12 protein-coding genes and 1 pseudogene are annotated in these 16,531 nt (G+C 65.5%); 6 read left to right on the top strand and 7 right to left on the bottom strand.

Annotated features, from left to right (window positions below; translation table 11 throughout):
• Positions 1–6: 6 nt before the first annotated feature.
• Entirely contained in the window at positions 7–1,164 is a 1,158-nt protein-coding gene (locus ACZBJS_RS32495; RefSeq protein WP_253590347.1) for a cysteine desulfurase family protein, read from the bottom strand.
• A gap of 462 nt (positions 1,165–1,626) precedes the next feature.
• Here ACZBJS_RS32495 and ACZBJS_RS32490 point away from each other — a divergent pair, with 462 nt between their 5' ends.
• The gene (locus ACZBJS_RS32490; protein WP_016843213.1) at positions 1,627–2,274 is read left to right on the top strand and encodes an alpha/beta hydrolase; all 648 of its coding nucleotides are present in this window, start codon (positions 1,627–1,629) and stop codon (positions 2,272–2,274) included.
• A gap of 98 nt (positions 2,275–2,372) precedes the next feature.
• Here ACZBJS_RS32490 and ACZBJS_RS32485 read toward each other — a convergent pair whose 3' ends face one another.
• The 3 genes from ACZBJS_RS32485 to ACZBJS_RS32475 all read right to left on the bottom strand — a co-directional run bounded on the left by ACZBJS_RS32485 (position 2,373) and on the right by ACZBJS_RS32475 (position 4,569).
• Positions 2,373–2,702, bottom strand: coding sequence for a DMT family transporter (locus ACZBJS_RS32485; protein WP_316397204.1), 330 nt, complete (start codon positions 2,700–2,702; stop codon positions 2,373–2,375).
• 3 nt (positions 2,703–2,705) lie between these two features.
• A complete protein-coding gene (locus tag ACZBJS_RS32480) occupies positions 2,706–3,383 on the bottom strand; it encodes a glutathione S-transferase family protein (RefSeq protein WP_316397203.1) in 678 nt (225 codons plus the stop codon).
• Positions 3,384–3,465: 82 nt separating this feature from the next.
• Complete coding sequence (locus tag ACZBJS_RS32475; protein WP_057020017.1) at positions 3,466–4,569, bottom strand: anhydro-N-acetylmuramic acid kinase; 1,104 nt, start codon at positions 4,567–4,569, stop codon at positions 3,466–3,468.
• A 152-nt stretch (positions 4,570–4,721) separates the two neighbouring features.
• On the opposite strand from ACZBJS_RS32475, the gene tyrS reads away from it, so the two are divergent.
• Together tyrS and ACZBJS_RS32465 are read left to right on the top strand one after the other, a co-directional pair.
• Entirely contained in the window at positions 4,722–5,975 is a 1,254-nt protein-coding gene (gene tyrS, locus ACZBJS_RS32470; RefSeq protein WP_057020016.1) for a tyrosine--tRNA ligase, read from the top strand.
• A 56-nt stretch (positions 5,976–6,031) separates the two neighbouring features.
• A complete protein-coding gene (locus ACZBJS_RS32465; RefSeq protein WP_310879384.1) occupies positions 6,032–7,279 on the top strand; it encodes an MFS transporter in 1,248 nt (415 codons plus the stop codon).
• Positions 7,280–7,954: 675 nt separating this feature from the next.
• Here ACZBJS_RS32465 and ACZBJS_RS32460 read toward each other — a convergent pair.
• Entirely contained in the window at positions 7,955–11,641 is a 3,687-nt protein-coding gene (locus ACZBJS_RS32460; RefSeq protein ID WP_463439746.1) for a YhdP family protein, read from the bottom strand.
• Between the two features lie 227 nt (positions 11,642–11,868).
• Here ACZBJS_RS32460 and ACZBJS_RS32455 point away from each other — a divergent pair, with 227 nt between their 5' ends.
• Together ACZBJS_RS32455 and ACZBJS_RS32450 are read left to right on the top strand one after the other, a co-directional pair.
• Positions 11,869–12,594, top strand: a complete 726-nt coding sequence (locus ACZBJS_RS32455; RefSeq protein ID WP_463439745.1) for a peroxiredoxin — start codon at positions 11,869–11,871, stop codon at positions 12,592–12,594.
• 100 nt (positions 12,595–12,694) lie between these two features.
• On the top strand, positions 12,695–14,050 hold the full coding sequence (locus tag ACZBJS_RS32450; RefSeq protein WP_463439744.1) for a M23 family metallopeptidase: 1,356 nt from the start codon (positions 12,695–12,697) through the stop codon (positions 14,048–14,050).
• 70 nt (positions 14,051–14,120) lie between these two features.
• On the opposite strand, the gene ACZBJS_RS32445 is transcribed toward ACZBJS_RS32450, so the two are convergent.
• Positions 14,121–14,324: a hypothetical protein gene (locus ACZBJS_RS32445; RefSeq protein WP_463439743.1), complete on the bottom strand. Its 204-nt coding sequence runs from the start codon at positions 14,322–14,324 to the stop codon at positions 14,121–14,123.
• Positions 14,321–15,196: a DUF6502 family protein gene (locus ACZBJS_RS32440; protein WP_463439742.1), complete on the bottom strand. Its 876-nt coding sequence runs from the start codon at positions 15,194–15,196 to the stop codon at positions 14,321–14,323. Before ACZBJS_RS32440 ends, ACZBJS_RS32445 begins: the two co-directional genes overlap by 4 nt.
• A gap of 162 nt (positions 15,197–15,358) precedes the next feature.
• Between ACZBJS_RS32440 and ACZBJS_RS32435 the strand changes: the two are divergent.
• Positions 15,359–16,525: pseudogene (locus ACZBJS_RS32435) on the top strand (glycosyltransferase); the annotation flags it as partial.
• Between the last annotated feature and the right edge of the window lie 6 nt (positions 16,526–16,531).

The raw sequence follows: 16,531 nt of genomic DNA, 5'->3' as shown, positions 1-16,531 counted from the left end.
AACAGTTCAAGCTGTGTTTCGTCGTCCCCCCTTAACTAAGGTATCGGCGAGCTTTCGCCAAGCCTTGAGGGTCAAATCCACGTCTGTCTCCGTGGTAGACCAGCCAAGACTAAGCCGCACCGCTCCCTGGGACACCTCCGAACGGTATCCCATTGCCTCCAGCACGTGGGACGGCTGGACCTTGCCCGAGGAGCAGGCGGAACCGGACGAGACCGCGATTCCCCCAAGGTCGAACCCGATGACCGCCGTCTCGGCCTTCATTCCGGGCGCCGTGAACAGAACGGTATTAGGCAACCGCTTGACGTCATCGGAGAACACCAGCACGTCCGGCGTCTGCCGCAGCCCGTGCTCGAGCCGGTCGCGCAGTCCCCTGACGCGGGCTGCATCGGCCTTCAGCGCCGCCATCGCGGCCTTGGCGGCCGCACCGAACCCGGCGATGCCGGCGATATTCTCGGTCCCTGCCCGCCGCCCGAGCTCCTGCCCGCCGCCGCGCAGAAACGCCTCAAGGCCCTCGACGCCCTCGGCGAGCACCAGCGCGCCTGCGCCCTTCGGTCCGCCGATCTTGTGCGCCGACAGCGTCACCAGGTCGGCCTGCGTCGAGGCCAGATCGAACGGGATCTTGCCGAACGCCTGGATCGCATCGACATGCAGCAGCCCGCCAGCCGCATGGACGATTTCGGCGACATCAGCCACCGGCTGAATGGCACCGGTCTCGTTGTTCGCCAGCATCACCGAGACCAGAGCCGGCGGACCATCGGCCAGCAGTGCGCGCAGATGGTTGAGATCGATCACACCGGCCCGCGTGACATGGATTGCGGAGGTCGCCTCCGTCGCAAACCGACCGCCCGCGAGCACGGACGCGTGCTCGATCGCCGACACCAGGAGCCGCTGCACCGGCGCGCCCGCAGCGCGGCGCAATCCCGGCGTCAGTGCGAGCGCATTGGCTTCGGTCCCACCGGAGAGAAACACCACGTCCCGCGGCCGGCCGCCGACCGCCTTCGCCACGGCATTGCGGGCATCCTCAAGCAGCCGTCGCGCCCGCCGTCCCTCGCTGTGCACCGAGGACGGGTTGCCGATCAATTCCCACGCCGCAGCCATCGCCGCCTTCGCCTCCTGGCGAAGCGGCGTGGTGGCATTCCAGTCGAGATAGACGCGATCGTCCATGGAGCTATCCGCGGCAACCACCATGGTTGCGGCCTTCACTGCGAGATAACGACAGTTAACGACCGAGACCAGATCAGACGTCACCGGCACGGGAGATTTTTCCCGCGCGGCGGGAGCCTCGCGCTGCAGCCAGACACGGCGTTCGCGGTCCCCCAAGCGCGATCGCATTTTGACAGACTGAAACTTCAGGTAGCCTCCGAAGCAATCCGGCCGTGTCGATCCGGATCGCCGTCGCCGCGTCGGCAACGTGCGCGTCGCGACGCGGATTCGCGACCGCCAAGCGGCACAATTTCCTTGATTTTTGCCCCTTGCGTCATGCTAGAAGGCCTCCAGCGTGCCGCGCGGCGGTGCCTGCGCCGATTTCATCACGAGCTGCTCTGTTCGCGAACCGTCGCTGAAGATGGCTCCAACCGGTTGATTGATCGACGTCAATCAAGGGAACGCGGCAATCAAGGGAACACAATGCCTGAAGTCATTTTCACCGGCCCTGCTGGCCGCCTCGAGGGCCGCTACCACCCGGCCAAGCAGAAGAACGCGCCGATTGCGATGATCCTGCATCCGCATCCGCAGTTCCACGGCACGATGAACCACCAGATCGTCTATCAGTGCTACTACGCGTTCGCGCATCGCGGCTTCTCGGTGCTGCGCTTCAACTTCCGTGGCGTCGGCCGCAGCCAGGGCTCGTTCGATCACGGCACCGGCGAATTGTCCGATGCCGCGAGCGCGCTCGACTGGGCGCAGGCGATCAATCCGGAGGCGCGCGCCTGCTGGGTTGCGGGCTTCTCGTTCGGCGCTTGGATCGGCATGCAGCTTCTGATGCGCCGGCCGGAGGTTGAGGGATTCATCTCGATCGCGCCGCCCGCCAATCTCTACGACTTCTCGTTCCTCGCGCCCTGCCCGTCGTCGGGCCTGATCGTGCACGGCGACAAGGATGCCGTGGTGCCGCCCAAGGACGTCAACACGCTCGTCGAGAAGCTGAAGACGCAAAAGGGCATCGTGATCGACCAGCAGGTCATCCCCGGCGCCAACCACTTCTTCGACGGCAAGCTCGAGCCGCTGATGGAGACGGTGACCGGCTATCTCGACATGCGTCTCGCCAACGTGCGCTGACGACGCCGACCTTGTAGCCCGCATGAGCGAAGCGACATGCGGGTCGCGGCCGACAAGACCCCGGATATCGCTGCGCTCATCCGGGCTACGGCACTGACCTATTCCGGCGCCAGCTTCAGCGCCGCAATCCCGACCAGCACCAGCGCAATCCCTGCGACCTTCATCGGATTGAGCGCCTCGTTGAACAGCAGCACACCCATGGCCAGCGTGCCGGCCGCGCCGATGCCGGTCCACACGGTGTAGGCGACGCCGACGCCGAGCACCTGCAGCGCGCGTCCGAGCAGGAACACGAACGCGGCGAGCAGCATCAGCGAGACCAGCGTCCAGCCGAGCCGCGTATAGCCTTCGGCATATTTCATCGAAATCGCCCAGCCGACGTCCAGCAGGCCGGCGACGACGAGCGCGATCCAGGCAACCGAATGCGACATGGCTTACGCGGCGAGCTTCAGCATATGCGCGCGGTGGCCGACCAGGAAAGCGTGCAGCAGCGCCGGATAGTCAGGCGACACCGCACTGCGTACGCTCGGCCGCTGTGCCAGCGCGCTGCGCCAGGCGCGAAGTTTTGGCGTGTGCGTGAAAACAGCGAGATCGGTCAGCTGGTCGAACAGATCGAAATAGCGGAAGATCGGCGCGAACACCGCATCCACCAGACTGAAATTCTGGCCAGCGAAGAACGGACCGGCGCCGAGCGCAGCCTCGACGCGCGCGAATTTTGCCACGACCGCCTGCCGCTTGCTCTCGAAGGCCGCGGCATCGGTGGCAGTCTCGAGCCCCCAGAGATCGCCGAGAATGGCCGAGCCGAACTCCATCCAGGCGCGATGCTCGGCGCGCGTGAGCGCGTCCTCGGGATGCAGCTTGGCGCCGGCTTGCGTCTCCTCGATGTACTCGCAGATCACATTGCTCTCGAACAGCGCGACCTCCTTGCCGTCGTCGCGCGTCACCACCAGCACCGGCACCTTGCCGAGCGGCGAGATCTTCAGGAACCAGTCCGGCTTGTTGGCGAGATCGATGTCGATCCGCTCGAACGGCACGCCCTTCTCACGCAGTGCGATCACCGCGCGTTGCACATAGGGGCAGAGCTTGTGGCTGATCAGTTTCAGGGCGGCCATGACGAACCTCGCGTTCAATGCAACTGCATCGAATTAAATGCAGCGGCATGGAACTGTCAAGGTAGATGCATTTGCATCTAAATCACGGTCGCGCGATAATGCCCCCGGTCATCGGGATCGGCACCCCCGTTGTGGCAGGGTAGCTCAGAGGCAGGCCCTTCATGCCGCGCGCGGCAAGGAAGCCGAACGCCTGCGCCTCGATCGCATCCGCCGCCCAGCCGAGCGCCTCGGCCGGCTCGACGGTCGCCGGCGCGAGGCGCTCGCGCAGCATCCGCAGCATCGTGAGGTTGGAGGCGCCGCCGCCACAGATGATCCAGCTTTTCGGCTGTTTCGGCAGCAGCGGCACGACGCGGGCGATGGCCGCGGCCGTGAAGGCGGTCAACGTCGCGGCGCCATCGGCCGGCGCCACGGCGCCGAGCTTGAGACTGGCGAAGTCGTTGCGGTCGAGCGATTTCGGCGGCGGCAGCGCAAAGAACGGCAGCTTCAGCGCCTGTGCGATCCAGGCGTCGTCGGGCTTGCCCATTGCGGCGAACTTGCCGGCGGTGTCGAACGGCTGATGCATCTGACGGAACATGAAGTCATCCAGCAGCGCATTGCCCGGCCCGGTGTCGCAAGCGATCAGCGTGTCCGTGCCGTCGATATAGGTGATGTTGGAGACGCCGCCGATATTGACCACGACGATCGGCCCCTCGCGGTTCAGCGATTGCGCCAGCGCGCGGTGGTAGACCGGCACGAACGGCGCGCCCTGCCCGCCGGCCTCGACGTCGGCGGCACGGAAATCGTGCATCACCGGAATGTGGATCACCTTGGCGAGCGCCAGGGCATCGCCGATCTGCACCGTCAACCTCCGCTCGGGGCGATGCAGCACGGTCTGGCCATGGAACCCGACGATGTCGATATCCTGGGCCGAGATCCGGTGCTGTGCCGTGAAGCTGGCGACCGCCTCGGCATGGGCCGTGGTGACGGCCTGCTCGGCCTGCCGCAAAATCCCCGGCCGGGCGTCGCGCCGCGACAGATGGACCGCCTCCGTCAGCGCCTGGCGCAGCAGGCTGCGCTCGCCTTCGGTATAAGGCCGATAGCCCGAGGGGCCGAAGGCCTTGATCTGGCGGCCGTCGGTCTCGATCAATGCCACGTCGACCCCGTCGAGCGAGGTGCCGCTCATCAGACCGAGTGCCGTTAACATCATGCTGGAAGCGCCCCAGCCGGGAACCCCCGGCTTGTCTCAAACAAGTACATCCTATAATGCCACTGCGCGTCCGCCTGCGGCAGCCTCAAGCATCAAGGTTCCGCAAATAGATGCAAAAACCGTAAAACAAGAATGATCTGGCTCGCCGACAAATGACTGCATTTAAATCGGATTTCCTGAACACTTTACAGGAACGCGGTTTCGTCCACCAGTGCTCCGATTTCGAGGGCCTCGACGCGCTTGCCGCGAAGGGCCAGGCGACCGCCTATGTCGGCTATGACTGCACCGCGCCGTCGCTGCACATCGGCAACTTCCTCACCATGATGATGCTGTACTGGCTGCAGCAGAGCGGCAACAAGCCGATCACGCTGATGGGCGGCGGCACCACGATGGTCGGCGACCCCTCCGGCAAGGACGAGACGCGCGCGATGCGCACGGTTGCGGAGATCGAAGCCAACAAGGTCTCGATCCGCGGCGTGTTCGCCAAGGTGCTGCGCTATGGCAACGGGCCTTCCGACGCCATCATGCTCGACAATGCCGAGTGGCTGACCAAATTGAACTGGATCGAGATGCTGCGCGACATCGGCCGGCACTTCTCGGTCAACCGCATGCTGACCATGGACTCGGTGCGGCTCCGGCTCGAGCGCGAGCAGGAGATGAGCTTCATCGAATTCAACTACATGGTCTGCCAGGCCTACGACTTCGTCGAGCTGTCGCGCCGCGCGGGCTGCCGGCTGCAGATGGGCGGCTCCGACCAGTGGGGCAATATCGTCAACGGCGTCGATCTCGGCCGCCGCATGGGCACGCCGCAGCTGTTCGCGCTGACCACGCCGCTGCTCACCACCGCCTCCGGCGACAAGATGGGCAAGACCGCCAAGGGCGCGGTGTGGCTCAACGCCGACCAGTTCTCGCCCTACGATTTCTGGCAGTACTGGCGCAATGTCGAGGACGCCGACGTCGTCAAGTTCCTCAAGCTGTTTACCATCCTGCCGATGAGCGAGATCAGCAAGCTTGCGGCGCTGGCCGGCGGCGAGATCAACGAGGCCAAGAAGGTGCTGGCGACCGAAGCGACCGCCCTGCTTCATGGCCGCGATGCAGCGAACGAAGCCGCCGAGACCGCGCGCCGCACCTTCGAGGAAGGTGCGCTGGCCGAAACCTTGCCGACGGTGGAAATTCCGCGCGGCGAATTTGAAGCCGGCGTCGGCGTGCTGGTCGCCTTCGTCAAGGCCGAGCTCGTCGCTTCCAACGGCGAAGCGCGCCGGCAGATCAAGGGCGGCGGCCTGCGCGTCAACGATGCAGCCGTGACCGATGAGAAGATGCTGCTGACTTCGGCCAATCTCACGCCGGAAGGCGTGGTGAAACTGTCGCTCGGCAAGAAGCGCCACGTCCTGCTGAAGCCTGCATAGGCGCATTCGCATTTGTCGGTTGTCGGGAGCGCGGAAAGCGCGCTCCCATCTTTCCGATGGACCAGACCACGCCTCCGAACGACACGCTTGCAACGCCGGCGAAGCAGTCCCGCGTCGCGCTGAACGTGCTCGCGCTCTGCTTCGTGCTGTCGGTGCTTGGGCGCGGCCTTAGCGACAGCTTCACCGTTTTCCTGAAACCGATCTCGGAAAATTTCGGCTGGGACCGCGCCTCTGTGGTGTCGGTCTACTCGCTGACCTGGCTCGCCAGCGGCCTGACCGCGCCACTGGTCGGACGCCTGTTCGACCGCTCGGGTCCGCGCCTGGTCTATGCGCTCGGCCTCTCGCTGCTCGGTTGCGCCTTCCTCGTCGCCTCGCGCGCGCAAGCGCTCTGGCAATTCCAGCTCAGCGTCGGCCTCTGCGTCGGTTTCGGCACCGCGCTGATCGGCAATGTGTCGAATTCGATCCTGCTCGGCCGCTGGTTCGGACCACGCCTGCCGACCGCGATGGCCGTGATGTATTCGGCGACCGGCGCGGGCCTGTTGCTGCTGTTGCCGCTGTCGCAGGTTCTGATCGACCGGATCGGCTGGCGCGAGGCCTATCAGGCGTTCGGCGTCGGCGCGCTCTGCCTGCTTGTTCCTCTGGTCTTTCTGCCGTGGCGGCTGCTCGCCGGCGGATCGCCGCATATCGTCAGAAAGGCAGAGGCTAGTCTGGCCGACGAAGGCTGGACACTGCTCAGCGCGATGCGCCACCACGCCTTCTGGGCGCTGTTCTCCACCTTCTTCTTCACCGCGATCGCGATGTATGCGCTGACCGCGCAGATCGTCGCCTATCTGATCGATGTCGGCTTCCCGCCGCTACAGGCGGCAACCGCCTGGGGCTTCTCCGGCGTCGCGCTGTTCGTCGGCATGCTGGGCGTGTCCACCCTCGACGGCATCATCGGCCGCCGGCCCTCGGTCTTGTTCAGCTACGGCGTCTCGATCCTCGGCATCATTCTGCTCTGGCTGTTGCAGTGGTATCCGAACTACTGGCTGCTGACCGGCTTCATCATCTGCTTCGGCAGCATGATCGGCTCGCGCGGCCCGTTGATCACCGCGACCGCGCTGAAGATATTTCGGGGCGAGCGCGTCGGTACGATCTACGGCACGATCATGATCGGCAGCGGCCTTGGATCAGGGCTAGGCTCATGGGGCGGCGGCCTGATCCACGACTGGACCCACAGCTACAATCCGCTGATCGCCTTCGCGCTGGTCAATGTGGTGCTCGGCCTGATCCCGTTCCTGGTGGTGCCGGCGCTGCGACGGTGAGTTCGGACGCGTCCGCTTGCCCCTGCGGAGGCGATGTGGAATCCGACACGAACGCATGCCGGCCTTGGGCCAACGCCTTTGGGCCGACAGGCGGCATTCGCGAAATGAAACAGGCCGCCAACAGCAGCGGCCCTAGTCGATGGCTCCAATTCCTTGATTGCGAGTACCGACTCGAGCAGGCTTGTAAGCCCGGAAGTCGATCCTCTGGTCCGGTACTGCTAGCCGCAGCGACGAACTCTCCGGACCGATCCGTCGTCACGCTCGATCGTGACGGTGCGGCATCCGCGATATCCGCGATCATACCCGTAGGCGCGATAAGCGGGTCGATCGTAGTCTCGGTAGTAACGGGGCTCCGGGCCCACTCTCACGCCGCCGAGCGGAGTATCAACGGCAACCTGAGCTGACGCGGGTGCAATGGAGATCGGCGTGGCCATAGCGAAACCGGCGACCGCCAGTACACCAGCCAATAACAGGGCTCTCATGAGAGTTCCTCCTGAGTTGTTGAATTGCTCTCCAACATCCCAGACAGGGCAAGGTTCCTGCGCGAACGTCATCCGGGCGGCGGGCCGCTCGGACTTGGTCGCAGCCTCGGATGAATGCGGACAGGAACCCGCCGCTGCGCGTCAGCGCGCGAGCTCGACCGACCTTGAAAGCAGGCGTCGATGAGCGAGCGTTCTAGTTGTTCGTCGTCGGCAGATCGTTCGGGCCGTACTGCTTGAACTCGAAGATCTTGCGCGTCAGGCCGGGCGCCAGCGCAGAGATCGGATTGACGCGCAGCACCGGTGCGCTCGGCGTTCCCACCACTTCGTAGGTCACGCCGATCAGGCCTTCATTGCTGCCGGCGCCGAGGAAAATCCCGAAGAACGGGATCTGGCCGAACATGTTGTTCAACCCGTACATCGGAATGAAGGTGCCGTTCATCCGCACCTGGTTGCCGATATAGTCGATGCTGCCTTCGATGGTCGCGCCGATGGTCGGTCCCTTGACCACACCATTGCGGATCGAAAGCTGGCCGCTCTGGCGCGTGAATTCGGCGCGTAGCGCGTCGAACCCGATGCCGTTCTGGGTGCTGACCGGCCCGCCGGCAACGGCGCGATCGAGCTGGGTTTCGCCCTTCACCGAGAATCCGGTGATATTGATGAGCCCTTCCCTGGGGCTCGGCTCAGGGATCGGCGGCTCCATCGCGAGCGTAAGCTGGCCGCCGACCACCTTCGAATAGGTGTCGATGAAGCGCAGGAACGCACCGGCGTCGCTGGTCTGCAGATAGATCACCTCGCGGCCCTGCTGGCGTCCGCGCATATCGACCGTGACGGGGGTGTCGCGACCGACCTTGCCGCTCAGCGTGAACGCCTTGAAGAACCCGTTGCGGCGCGAGACCTTGGCGTCGACGCTGCGCAGCGCTTCGCCGTTGAATCCTGCGACCGCGCCGAGTTTCAGGTCGACATCGAAATCGGTGGTCCTGGTCTTGCTCTTGGGATCGCTGTCGCGGCCGGAGATCGCCGACTTCAGGAAGCCGCGGCCGTCGAACACGTCGCCGCGCATCGTCACCTTGATCACGCCGTCGGGACCGCGATCGGCCCGCAGCGAGGTCTTGTCGCCTTCCGACGGCGCGTAGGTCGGGAAGTACGCATTCATGAGATCGCCGTTCTGGTCGACCTCGAGCGCCCCCTTGATCGACACGCCGGCGCCGTCGATCGAGATATCCTCGAACCTGGTCGATTGCCCCTTCGGCACCACGTTGAAGGTCGCCTTGCCGGCCCGGCCCTGCGCCTTGACCCAGCCCGGCAGGATGTTGTCGAGCTTGAGCTGGGTCAGGTCGGCCTCGACGCCCATCTTGGTGGTGGGATTGTCGCCGCTGCCGATCTTGCCGCTCAGCTTGATCGGGATCGCGCCCGAGACCGCGGGACCGAGATCAAGCCCGAGGCGCGCGCGGCTCGCATCGTCCAGCGTCGCCTGCAGCTTGACGTCGGCGTCGCCCTCAGTCGGCTTGCGGTAGTCGAGCGAGGCCGCCTGCCCGTTGATCTTGACGTCGCCCTTGACCTGGAAGCCGGCATTGCTGGCGATCACTTTCAGCGCGTTGGCTTCGAGCTTCTGGTTCATCACCAGCTTGTCGACGGCAACGCCGGCGATGTCGGCGGTGACCGAGTAGAGCGTATCGGCCTTGGTCAGCTCGCCCTTCACGGGCATGCCGAGATTGATCGTCGCGGTGACGTTGCCCTTGCTGGCGTTGGGATCGATCGGCGGACCGGAGAGATCGCTGAGCCGGTCGGAGGCGAGGATTTCGGCGGCGGCCGGCACCGGACAGTCGACCCGGAACTTGACCTTCGACGGTGACGGCTTCGGCGCCATGTCCGGCACCTCGAAGGTGAAGTCCGACAGCGTGATCTTGCGGCCCGCCGGCGTGTCGGCAATGCCCTGGTTGATGGTCACGGTCGCGCTGCGGCCGGTCACCCTGGCCTTCAGATCCGCGTCATGCACCGCGGGCATCTGATCCACCGGACGCACCGTGACACCCGAGGCGACAATGTTGACCGAGAGGCCGTCATCCGGAATCGGCGGTCCCTTGCGCGACAGGTTGTGCACCGGCGAATTGACGCCTACATCGATACGCTGGAGCGTGCCGCGGTCGATGCGCTCGAGCACCCATTCGCGAACCTCGGGCACGATGATGACCGGCCACATCCGTTTCAGGGCCGAGGCCGACATCGGCGTGCCGGCGAATCCGAGCTGCAGCCGCGGCTCGCCGGAATAGTCGATGCTGCCGGTTCCGGCGACGCCGATCTCGCCATTGGAGATGTCGGCCTGGGTCAGCAGCACGCGCTTCTTGTCAGTGTCGAACCGGAAGCCGATGTTGATGCGATTGAAGATCAACGGTGGTTCGTTCTTGTCGGCGCCGGCCAGCACGATGGTGCCGCCCGACAGGCCGGCCTGCCAGTCGGTGACGTTGTCGTTCGGCGGCTCGAGATGGCCGAGCAGCGTGATGCGGTTGGCGCCCGAGACGACCTTGATCGGCGCCAGCAGTACGCGCCGACCCGAATCCCATTCCACGCTCATCTCGGCCGCATCGATCGGCATCGGATAGTCGGGCGTGTCGGTGTCGATGATGTTGCCGGCGCCGACATTGATCTTGCCGCGGAAGTATGTCGGCAGGCCGTCGCGGCCGAGTTCGCCCTTCATCTCGCCCGACAGCGGCAGGTCGGCGGTGTAGGTCAGATCCTTGGTCCGGAGCGCGAGCAGGATGTTCCGGGTGGAAACCTTGTCGGCTTTGATGTCGACCGAGCGCACGCCGTTCTGCTGCGGTCCGACCAGCACGCGCACCGACCAGGGCTTTGCGCCCTCCTCGCCGAAGCTGAGCGCGACGCCGCCGCCGCTCGGGCGCCGCAGGCTGAGGCTGATGTTCTCGAAGCTCCATTTGTTGCCGCGCTGCTGATCGTCGACGACGAGATTGCCGTTCTTCAGGCCGATCTCGTTGAGGTTCTGCCCGTCGAGGCCGGTCATGCTGAGGCTGTCGAGCCAATCGAGACCGGCGAGCAGCCCGCTCTGAGCCGAATCGGACGCGCCCGCGGAGGGCTCGGCGGCAGCTGGCGGCGGGGCTGCGGGTGTCGGACGCGGGAATGTCGGCGGCATCCCCGCCTCCCGCTTGGAGGCAACGCCGGTGGCCAGCGGTTTTGCGGTGTCACCGGCGGACACGGTGACATTGCCGTCCGGCGTGATGCGCACCGACAGCTCCGCGTCGACCAGATTGAGGCTCTCCGCCCGCAACTGGCCCATCAAGAGCGCGGTTCCCGACAGGCGCACTTCGGCCTTGGGCGCGCTCGCAACCACCGCATGGTCGCGGTCGCGGACGATGATGTCGCGGATGCGCACCGCGATCCTGACGCGGCCGGCGCGCTCGATCTGCGTTCCGCCGACCTCGACCGTGTTGCCGTGGCCGATGTTCTCCTCGATCGCCGCGGCGAGCCACGGCGTCGCCATGTCGAGATTGATCGGGCCGGCGCCGAGCCGCCACCACAGCCCGCCGAAGCAGGTCGCGAACATCGCGACCAGCACCACGAGGACCAGTCCGATGCGACGGATCCAGCGCTCGCCGTTCAACCAGCGCCGCATGCCGGAGCAGAAATCGGTGAAGCGATGCAGGTTGGTGTGGGAACGCGCCAGCAATTGCCGCGCACGGTTGCCCGCCGCCTCATCCTGCTCGTCCCACGCAGCGTCGTCCTCCCATTGCGAGAGGTCAGCCCCGGCGCGCGGATTTGGACCCTGCGGCGACGTGTTCCTTGCCATTGCCTCTCGGTGCTGACGGCGAAGCTGATCGCCGCCATCGGGGCGCCCGTCGATCCGTATCGAGCGCTCCTGTGCCGGCATCGCCGCCTATCCTCGCCTAATCATGTTACTCGCCGATGGCCCCCAGAGCGGACCAAACCAACCAATCAAAAGCCAATTCAGCAAGCGGACGGGTCACGCGTCGAATTCCTTGTCACCATACTCCGTGGCCATCAAACTTGCCCAGCGGCCGGTGCGAATCCGGCCGCCGCCAATAAGACCGCAATACCCCAATGGTTGAGCTTCGGAAAGCGACGAAAGGAAGGCGTATGTCCAAGAAAACGCGCAAGAAATCCTCCAACACAACCGGGAAGCGGGTCGCAACAAAGGTTGCGCGCGCCGCAAGCGCAAGCACTGGGAAGTCCGCGACGAAAACCCGCACAGCGGTTGCGAAGAAGGCAGCGGCCAAGAAAACAACTAAGAAAACGACCAAGGCGACCGCAGCGGGTGTTCGAAGCAAAGCCTCGCACAAGGCGGCATCGAAACCGTTAAAGCGAGAGCCGGCCGCGACCGTGACCAGTTCGTCCGCCGTCACACTTGCCGAGGGCGCCGCGGCGCCTGGCTTCAACCTGCCGCGCGACGGCGGGGACAGCGTTTCGCTGAAGGATTTTGCCGGCAAGAAGCTGGTGCTGTTCTTCTACCCCCGCGCCGACACGCCCGGCTGCACCCGGGAGGCGATCGATTTCACCCGGCTCAAAAGCGAGTTCGTAGCGGCAGGGACCGAAGTGGTCGGCATTTCCGCCGACACGGTTAAGGCGCAGGAGTCATTTCGAAACAAACACCAGCTGTCGGTGCCGTTGGTCTCGGACCCAGCCCACCAGATGCTGGAGGCCTATGGCGCCTGGGGCGAAAAATCCATGTATGGCAGGACCTTCATGGGAATTATTCGCACGACGGTTCTGGTCGATTCCGGTGGAAAAATTGCCCGGATCTGGCGTCATGTGAAGGTCGACGGCCACGCCGAAGCGGTATTGGAGGCTGCCCGGGCGCTCTGATCGGACGGGTTCCGTTTCCTGAAAATTAACCATGACGGGCTCAAATCGGCCCCGCAAATTAGCCGTACGGAGCTTGGTCCGACCGGCCGCGGGAGTACCGATGTCGAGCCGGTCCGGTCACCACAAACACCATCATCCGCAGGACCATGGCCGGACGCCGGTACGCCGTCCGGCAGCCCATCACCCCGCACCTGCCGCCGCGGCGGTGGCGGCCTCCGGCGAGGGCTATACACTGGTCCATGCCGGCAAGCAGGTCCGGTTCGGGCCGGTGGTGTTCTGGATCATCGTCGGCACCGTGGTGCTGCTCGGCATGTGGTCGGCCGCGACCGCGACCTATTTCGCGTTCCGCGACGACGTGCTGACCCGGCTGATCGCGCGCCAGGCCGAGATGCAATACGCCTATGAGGACCGCATCTCGGAGCTGCGCGCCAAGGTCGACCGCACCACCAGCCGCCAGCTGCTCGACCAGGAGCAGTTCGACCAGAAGCTCGACCAGATCATGAAGCGGCAGTCGACGCTGGAATCGCGCGCCACCGCGCTCGGCGCGATGCCTGACGTCACCAGCACCGGATCGATCAAGCCGCAGGGCCGCGCCGAGGCGGCGCCGTCCTCGGGCACCCTGAAACCCTCCCCGATCAGCGACACCGTGATCTTCGTGGCGCCGCCGGATCGCGAGGCACGACTGGAATCGCGCGCGCCACTGATCGCCAAGGCGCAGCCGAACCAGTTCGCCAAGGCCCAGGGCGTCGACAACGTGCTGGTCCGTCTGCAGACCTCGCTTGACCAGGTCGAGCGGCGCCAGGTTGCCGCGCTCGCCTCGGTCGAGGACAGCATCGACTCCAAGGTGCGCCGGATGCGCGGCGTGATCTCCGATCTCGGCCTCAACATGGCGCAGCTCGAGGCGGCGACGCCGCGCTCCGGCATGGGCGGGCCCTTTGTCCCTGTGAAACTCTCTGCCGACGCCGGCGCGTTCGAACGCCAGCTCTATCGCATCAACATCAACCGCGCACAGATGCAGCGACTGAACCAGACGCTGGCGCTGGTGCCTTACCGCAAGCCCGTGGTCGGTGAAGTCGAATTCACCAGCGGCTTCGGCGTGCGCTCCGACCCCTTCCTCGGCCGGCCGGCAATGCATACCGGCCTCGACTTCCGCGCCGCGCAAGGCGATCCGGTGCGTGTCACCGCCAATGGCAAGGTGGTGTCGGCGGGCTGGGCCGGCGGCTATGGCCGCATGGTCGAGGTCGATCACGGCAACGGGCTCTCGACCCGCTACGGCCATCTCTCCGAGATCGGCGTCAAGGTCGGTGAATACGTCAAGATCGGCCAGGTGATCGGCGCCGTCGGCTCGACCGGCCGCTCCACCGGTCCGCATCTGCACTATGAAACCCGCATCGACGGCGAAGCGGTCGATCCGCAGAAATTCCTCCGCGCCGGCGTCCGGCTCAGCGCGGGCTAGCTCAATCTCACGACGATCGATCTGAAGATCGGCGCAAGCGGTCTCGCTTGCGCCGATCTTGTTTGTGGTTTCAGCGGCGGCCGCCGCCCATGCCGCCGGGCGGTCCGCCGCCACCGAATCCGCCGCCGGGCCCGAACGGACCACCGCCACCGCCGCCAGGGCCGTTGCCCTGGTTGTTGCCGCGCTTCTTGACCTGCGCGCCCGCGAGCGACGTTCCGGCAAGCCAGAACGCTGCCAACAGCGCGCGGCGCGAAATGACCGGCGGGCGCTTCACGCTGCACCGCCTTCGTCGGCATCGTCATCGACCGGACCATCCGGTCCCTCGCGGTAGATGTACATGCCGAAATTCAAGCGATAGTCGCCGCCCTTGTCTTTTGCGAGCGCGCGGTTGGCCTCGCGGTTGGCGACCTTGAGCGCCTCCATCGCCAGCTCGCGCGAGCGGCCCTCGAGCCGTTTCGCCAGCTTCGCCGACAGGCCGTCGTAATGCACCGCGCGTTCGAGGAAGCGCGGCGCGGCCGACGACACGTTCATCTCGGCGGCCGCCACGTGATCATGCAGGTTGCGGCCGAGATAGTGCCATTTGCGGTCGTCGTCGCCATGCGGCACGAAGGCCTCCTCGACCAGCATGATCTCGTCGTCGTCATTGATGGTGACGAGCTTGCGGTCGAGCCATTCGTCCAGCACGGCGCGCGGCCGCACATCCTTGGTGATCGATTCGACCAGCGTTTCGAACGACGGCGCGCCTCCGTCCGCGGTGCGCGGCAGCGGCAGCGGATCGCCCTTGGCATCGGTGAACTCGGGCCCGGCCAGCCAGCGCGCGATGATCGCGCTGGTGCGCGACAGCGTCGCCGGCACCGCATTGACCGGCGCGCCGGCGCCGCGCAGCCGCGCCACCTCCTTGCGGTGGATGCCGGTCAGCAGGCTGACGCGGCTGTCGGTCTGCTCCTTGCCCTCGAGCGCGAAGTCGTGCTCGGCGACGTTGACATAGAGCTCGCGCAGCAGCTGGGTCAGCGCCGGAAACGTCATGCCGCCGCGGATGCAAAGCCGCACCAGCGGGCGCAACATCCGCGCCAGCGGCGCATGCAGCTTCGCTGCGGCGATCGGCGCGAACGATCCCACCTTCGACTTCGGGGCCTTGGCATTCATGCCTAACTTTTAGCCGTCCGCGCCGTGGGACACAATCCCACCTCACTTGACGTGTGATATTTTCCCACTTATGGGAAACAAAATCATCTCCGGACAAGGTTTGCGCGCTCGCCAGCGGGTGTCACGGAGTCCGGCACTGCTGCCATCGCCACGGACCGCTCCATGACGTCTGCCCGATTCGACCTTGCGATCGCGGAAGCCTGCCGGATCGCCCAGGTTCCGTTTGAGGAGTTCGTGTCGACGGTGATGGCGGGCGGCTATCCCTGCCTGCCGGGCGTTGCGCCCGGAACGCCGCGCCGCTTCGACGAAACCGACCTGCTCGCGCTCTATCGTTACCTCGATGAAACAGACATGAACTCGCCGATCATGCGCGGCGGCCTGCGCCGCACCGTCGACTGGTTCAAGCACAAGCTCAACGCGGCGACCTCGCTCGAATTCATCATCGCCTTCCTGCGCTCGATTTATCTGCTGCCGACCAGCGTTAAGCTGATCGAGAACCGGACCGAGGGCCTCGAATACATTCCGACCGACTTGCGCCATCTCGAGTTGTTCGGCGATTTCCTGCTCGAGCCCGGCTTCTACAGCTATCAAGACACCTCGGCCCTGACCCGGTTGCCGCCGCCGCGGGTCGATGCGCGCGACTACGACGTCATTCTCGTCGACACTCCGACCCGGGTTGCGATCCAGCGCCGCCAGGGCGCAAAGGTGATTTGCGTCGTGCACGACCTGTTGCCGATCACCGATCTCAAGCTGGACGACATCGCGACACGCCTTTTCCTGTCGCGTCTTTACACCAGCGTGAATCAGGCTGACGAGCTCGCCTTCGTCTCGAACTACAGCATGAACCGCTTCCGCGCCCTGCTCCCGCAATATGCGCACATTCCGGCGCGAGTGGTCTATCCGCGGACCCGTTTCGACGTCGCGGAAGCGCCGCTTGCGGCGGCGCCAACCGCCGTCCCGGCACGGCCGAGCTTCGTCGTCATCGTTTCGAACGAGCCCCGCAAGAACCTCGCCGCCGTCATCCGCGCCTTCCGCAAGTTGCCGGAGGCCGATCTCGTCGTGATCGGCTATGCCGGTGGCGCCAACCAGGCGCGCAACCTGCCGAAGAACGTCCGTTTCTCCGGCTATGTCGACGAGCACGAGAAGGCGGCACTGATCGCGGACGCGCACGGCCTGATCATGCCGAGCCTCGCCGAAGGCTTTGGCGTCCCGATCATCGAGGGATTCGCGGCCAACACTCCTGTGCTGTGCTCCGATATTGCCGTGTTCCGCGAGGTCGCGGGCGAGCTTGCCGACTATTTCGATCCGTTCTCGACCGACTCTATCTGCGCCTCG

Source organism: Bradyrhizobium sp. KZN70725 (assembly GCF_055264925.1).
The sequence above is the reverse complement of the archived record's forward strand: the minus strand, read 5'-3'. Positions and strand labels throughout refer to the sequence as shown.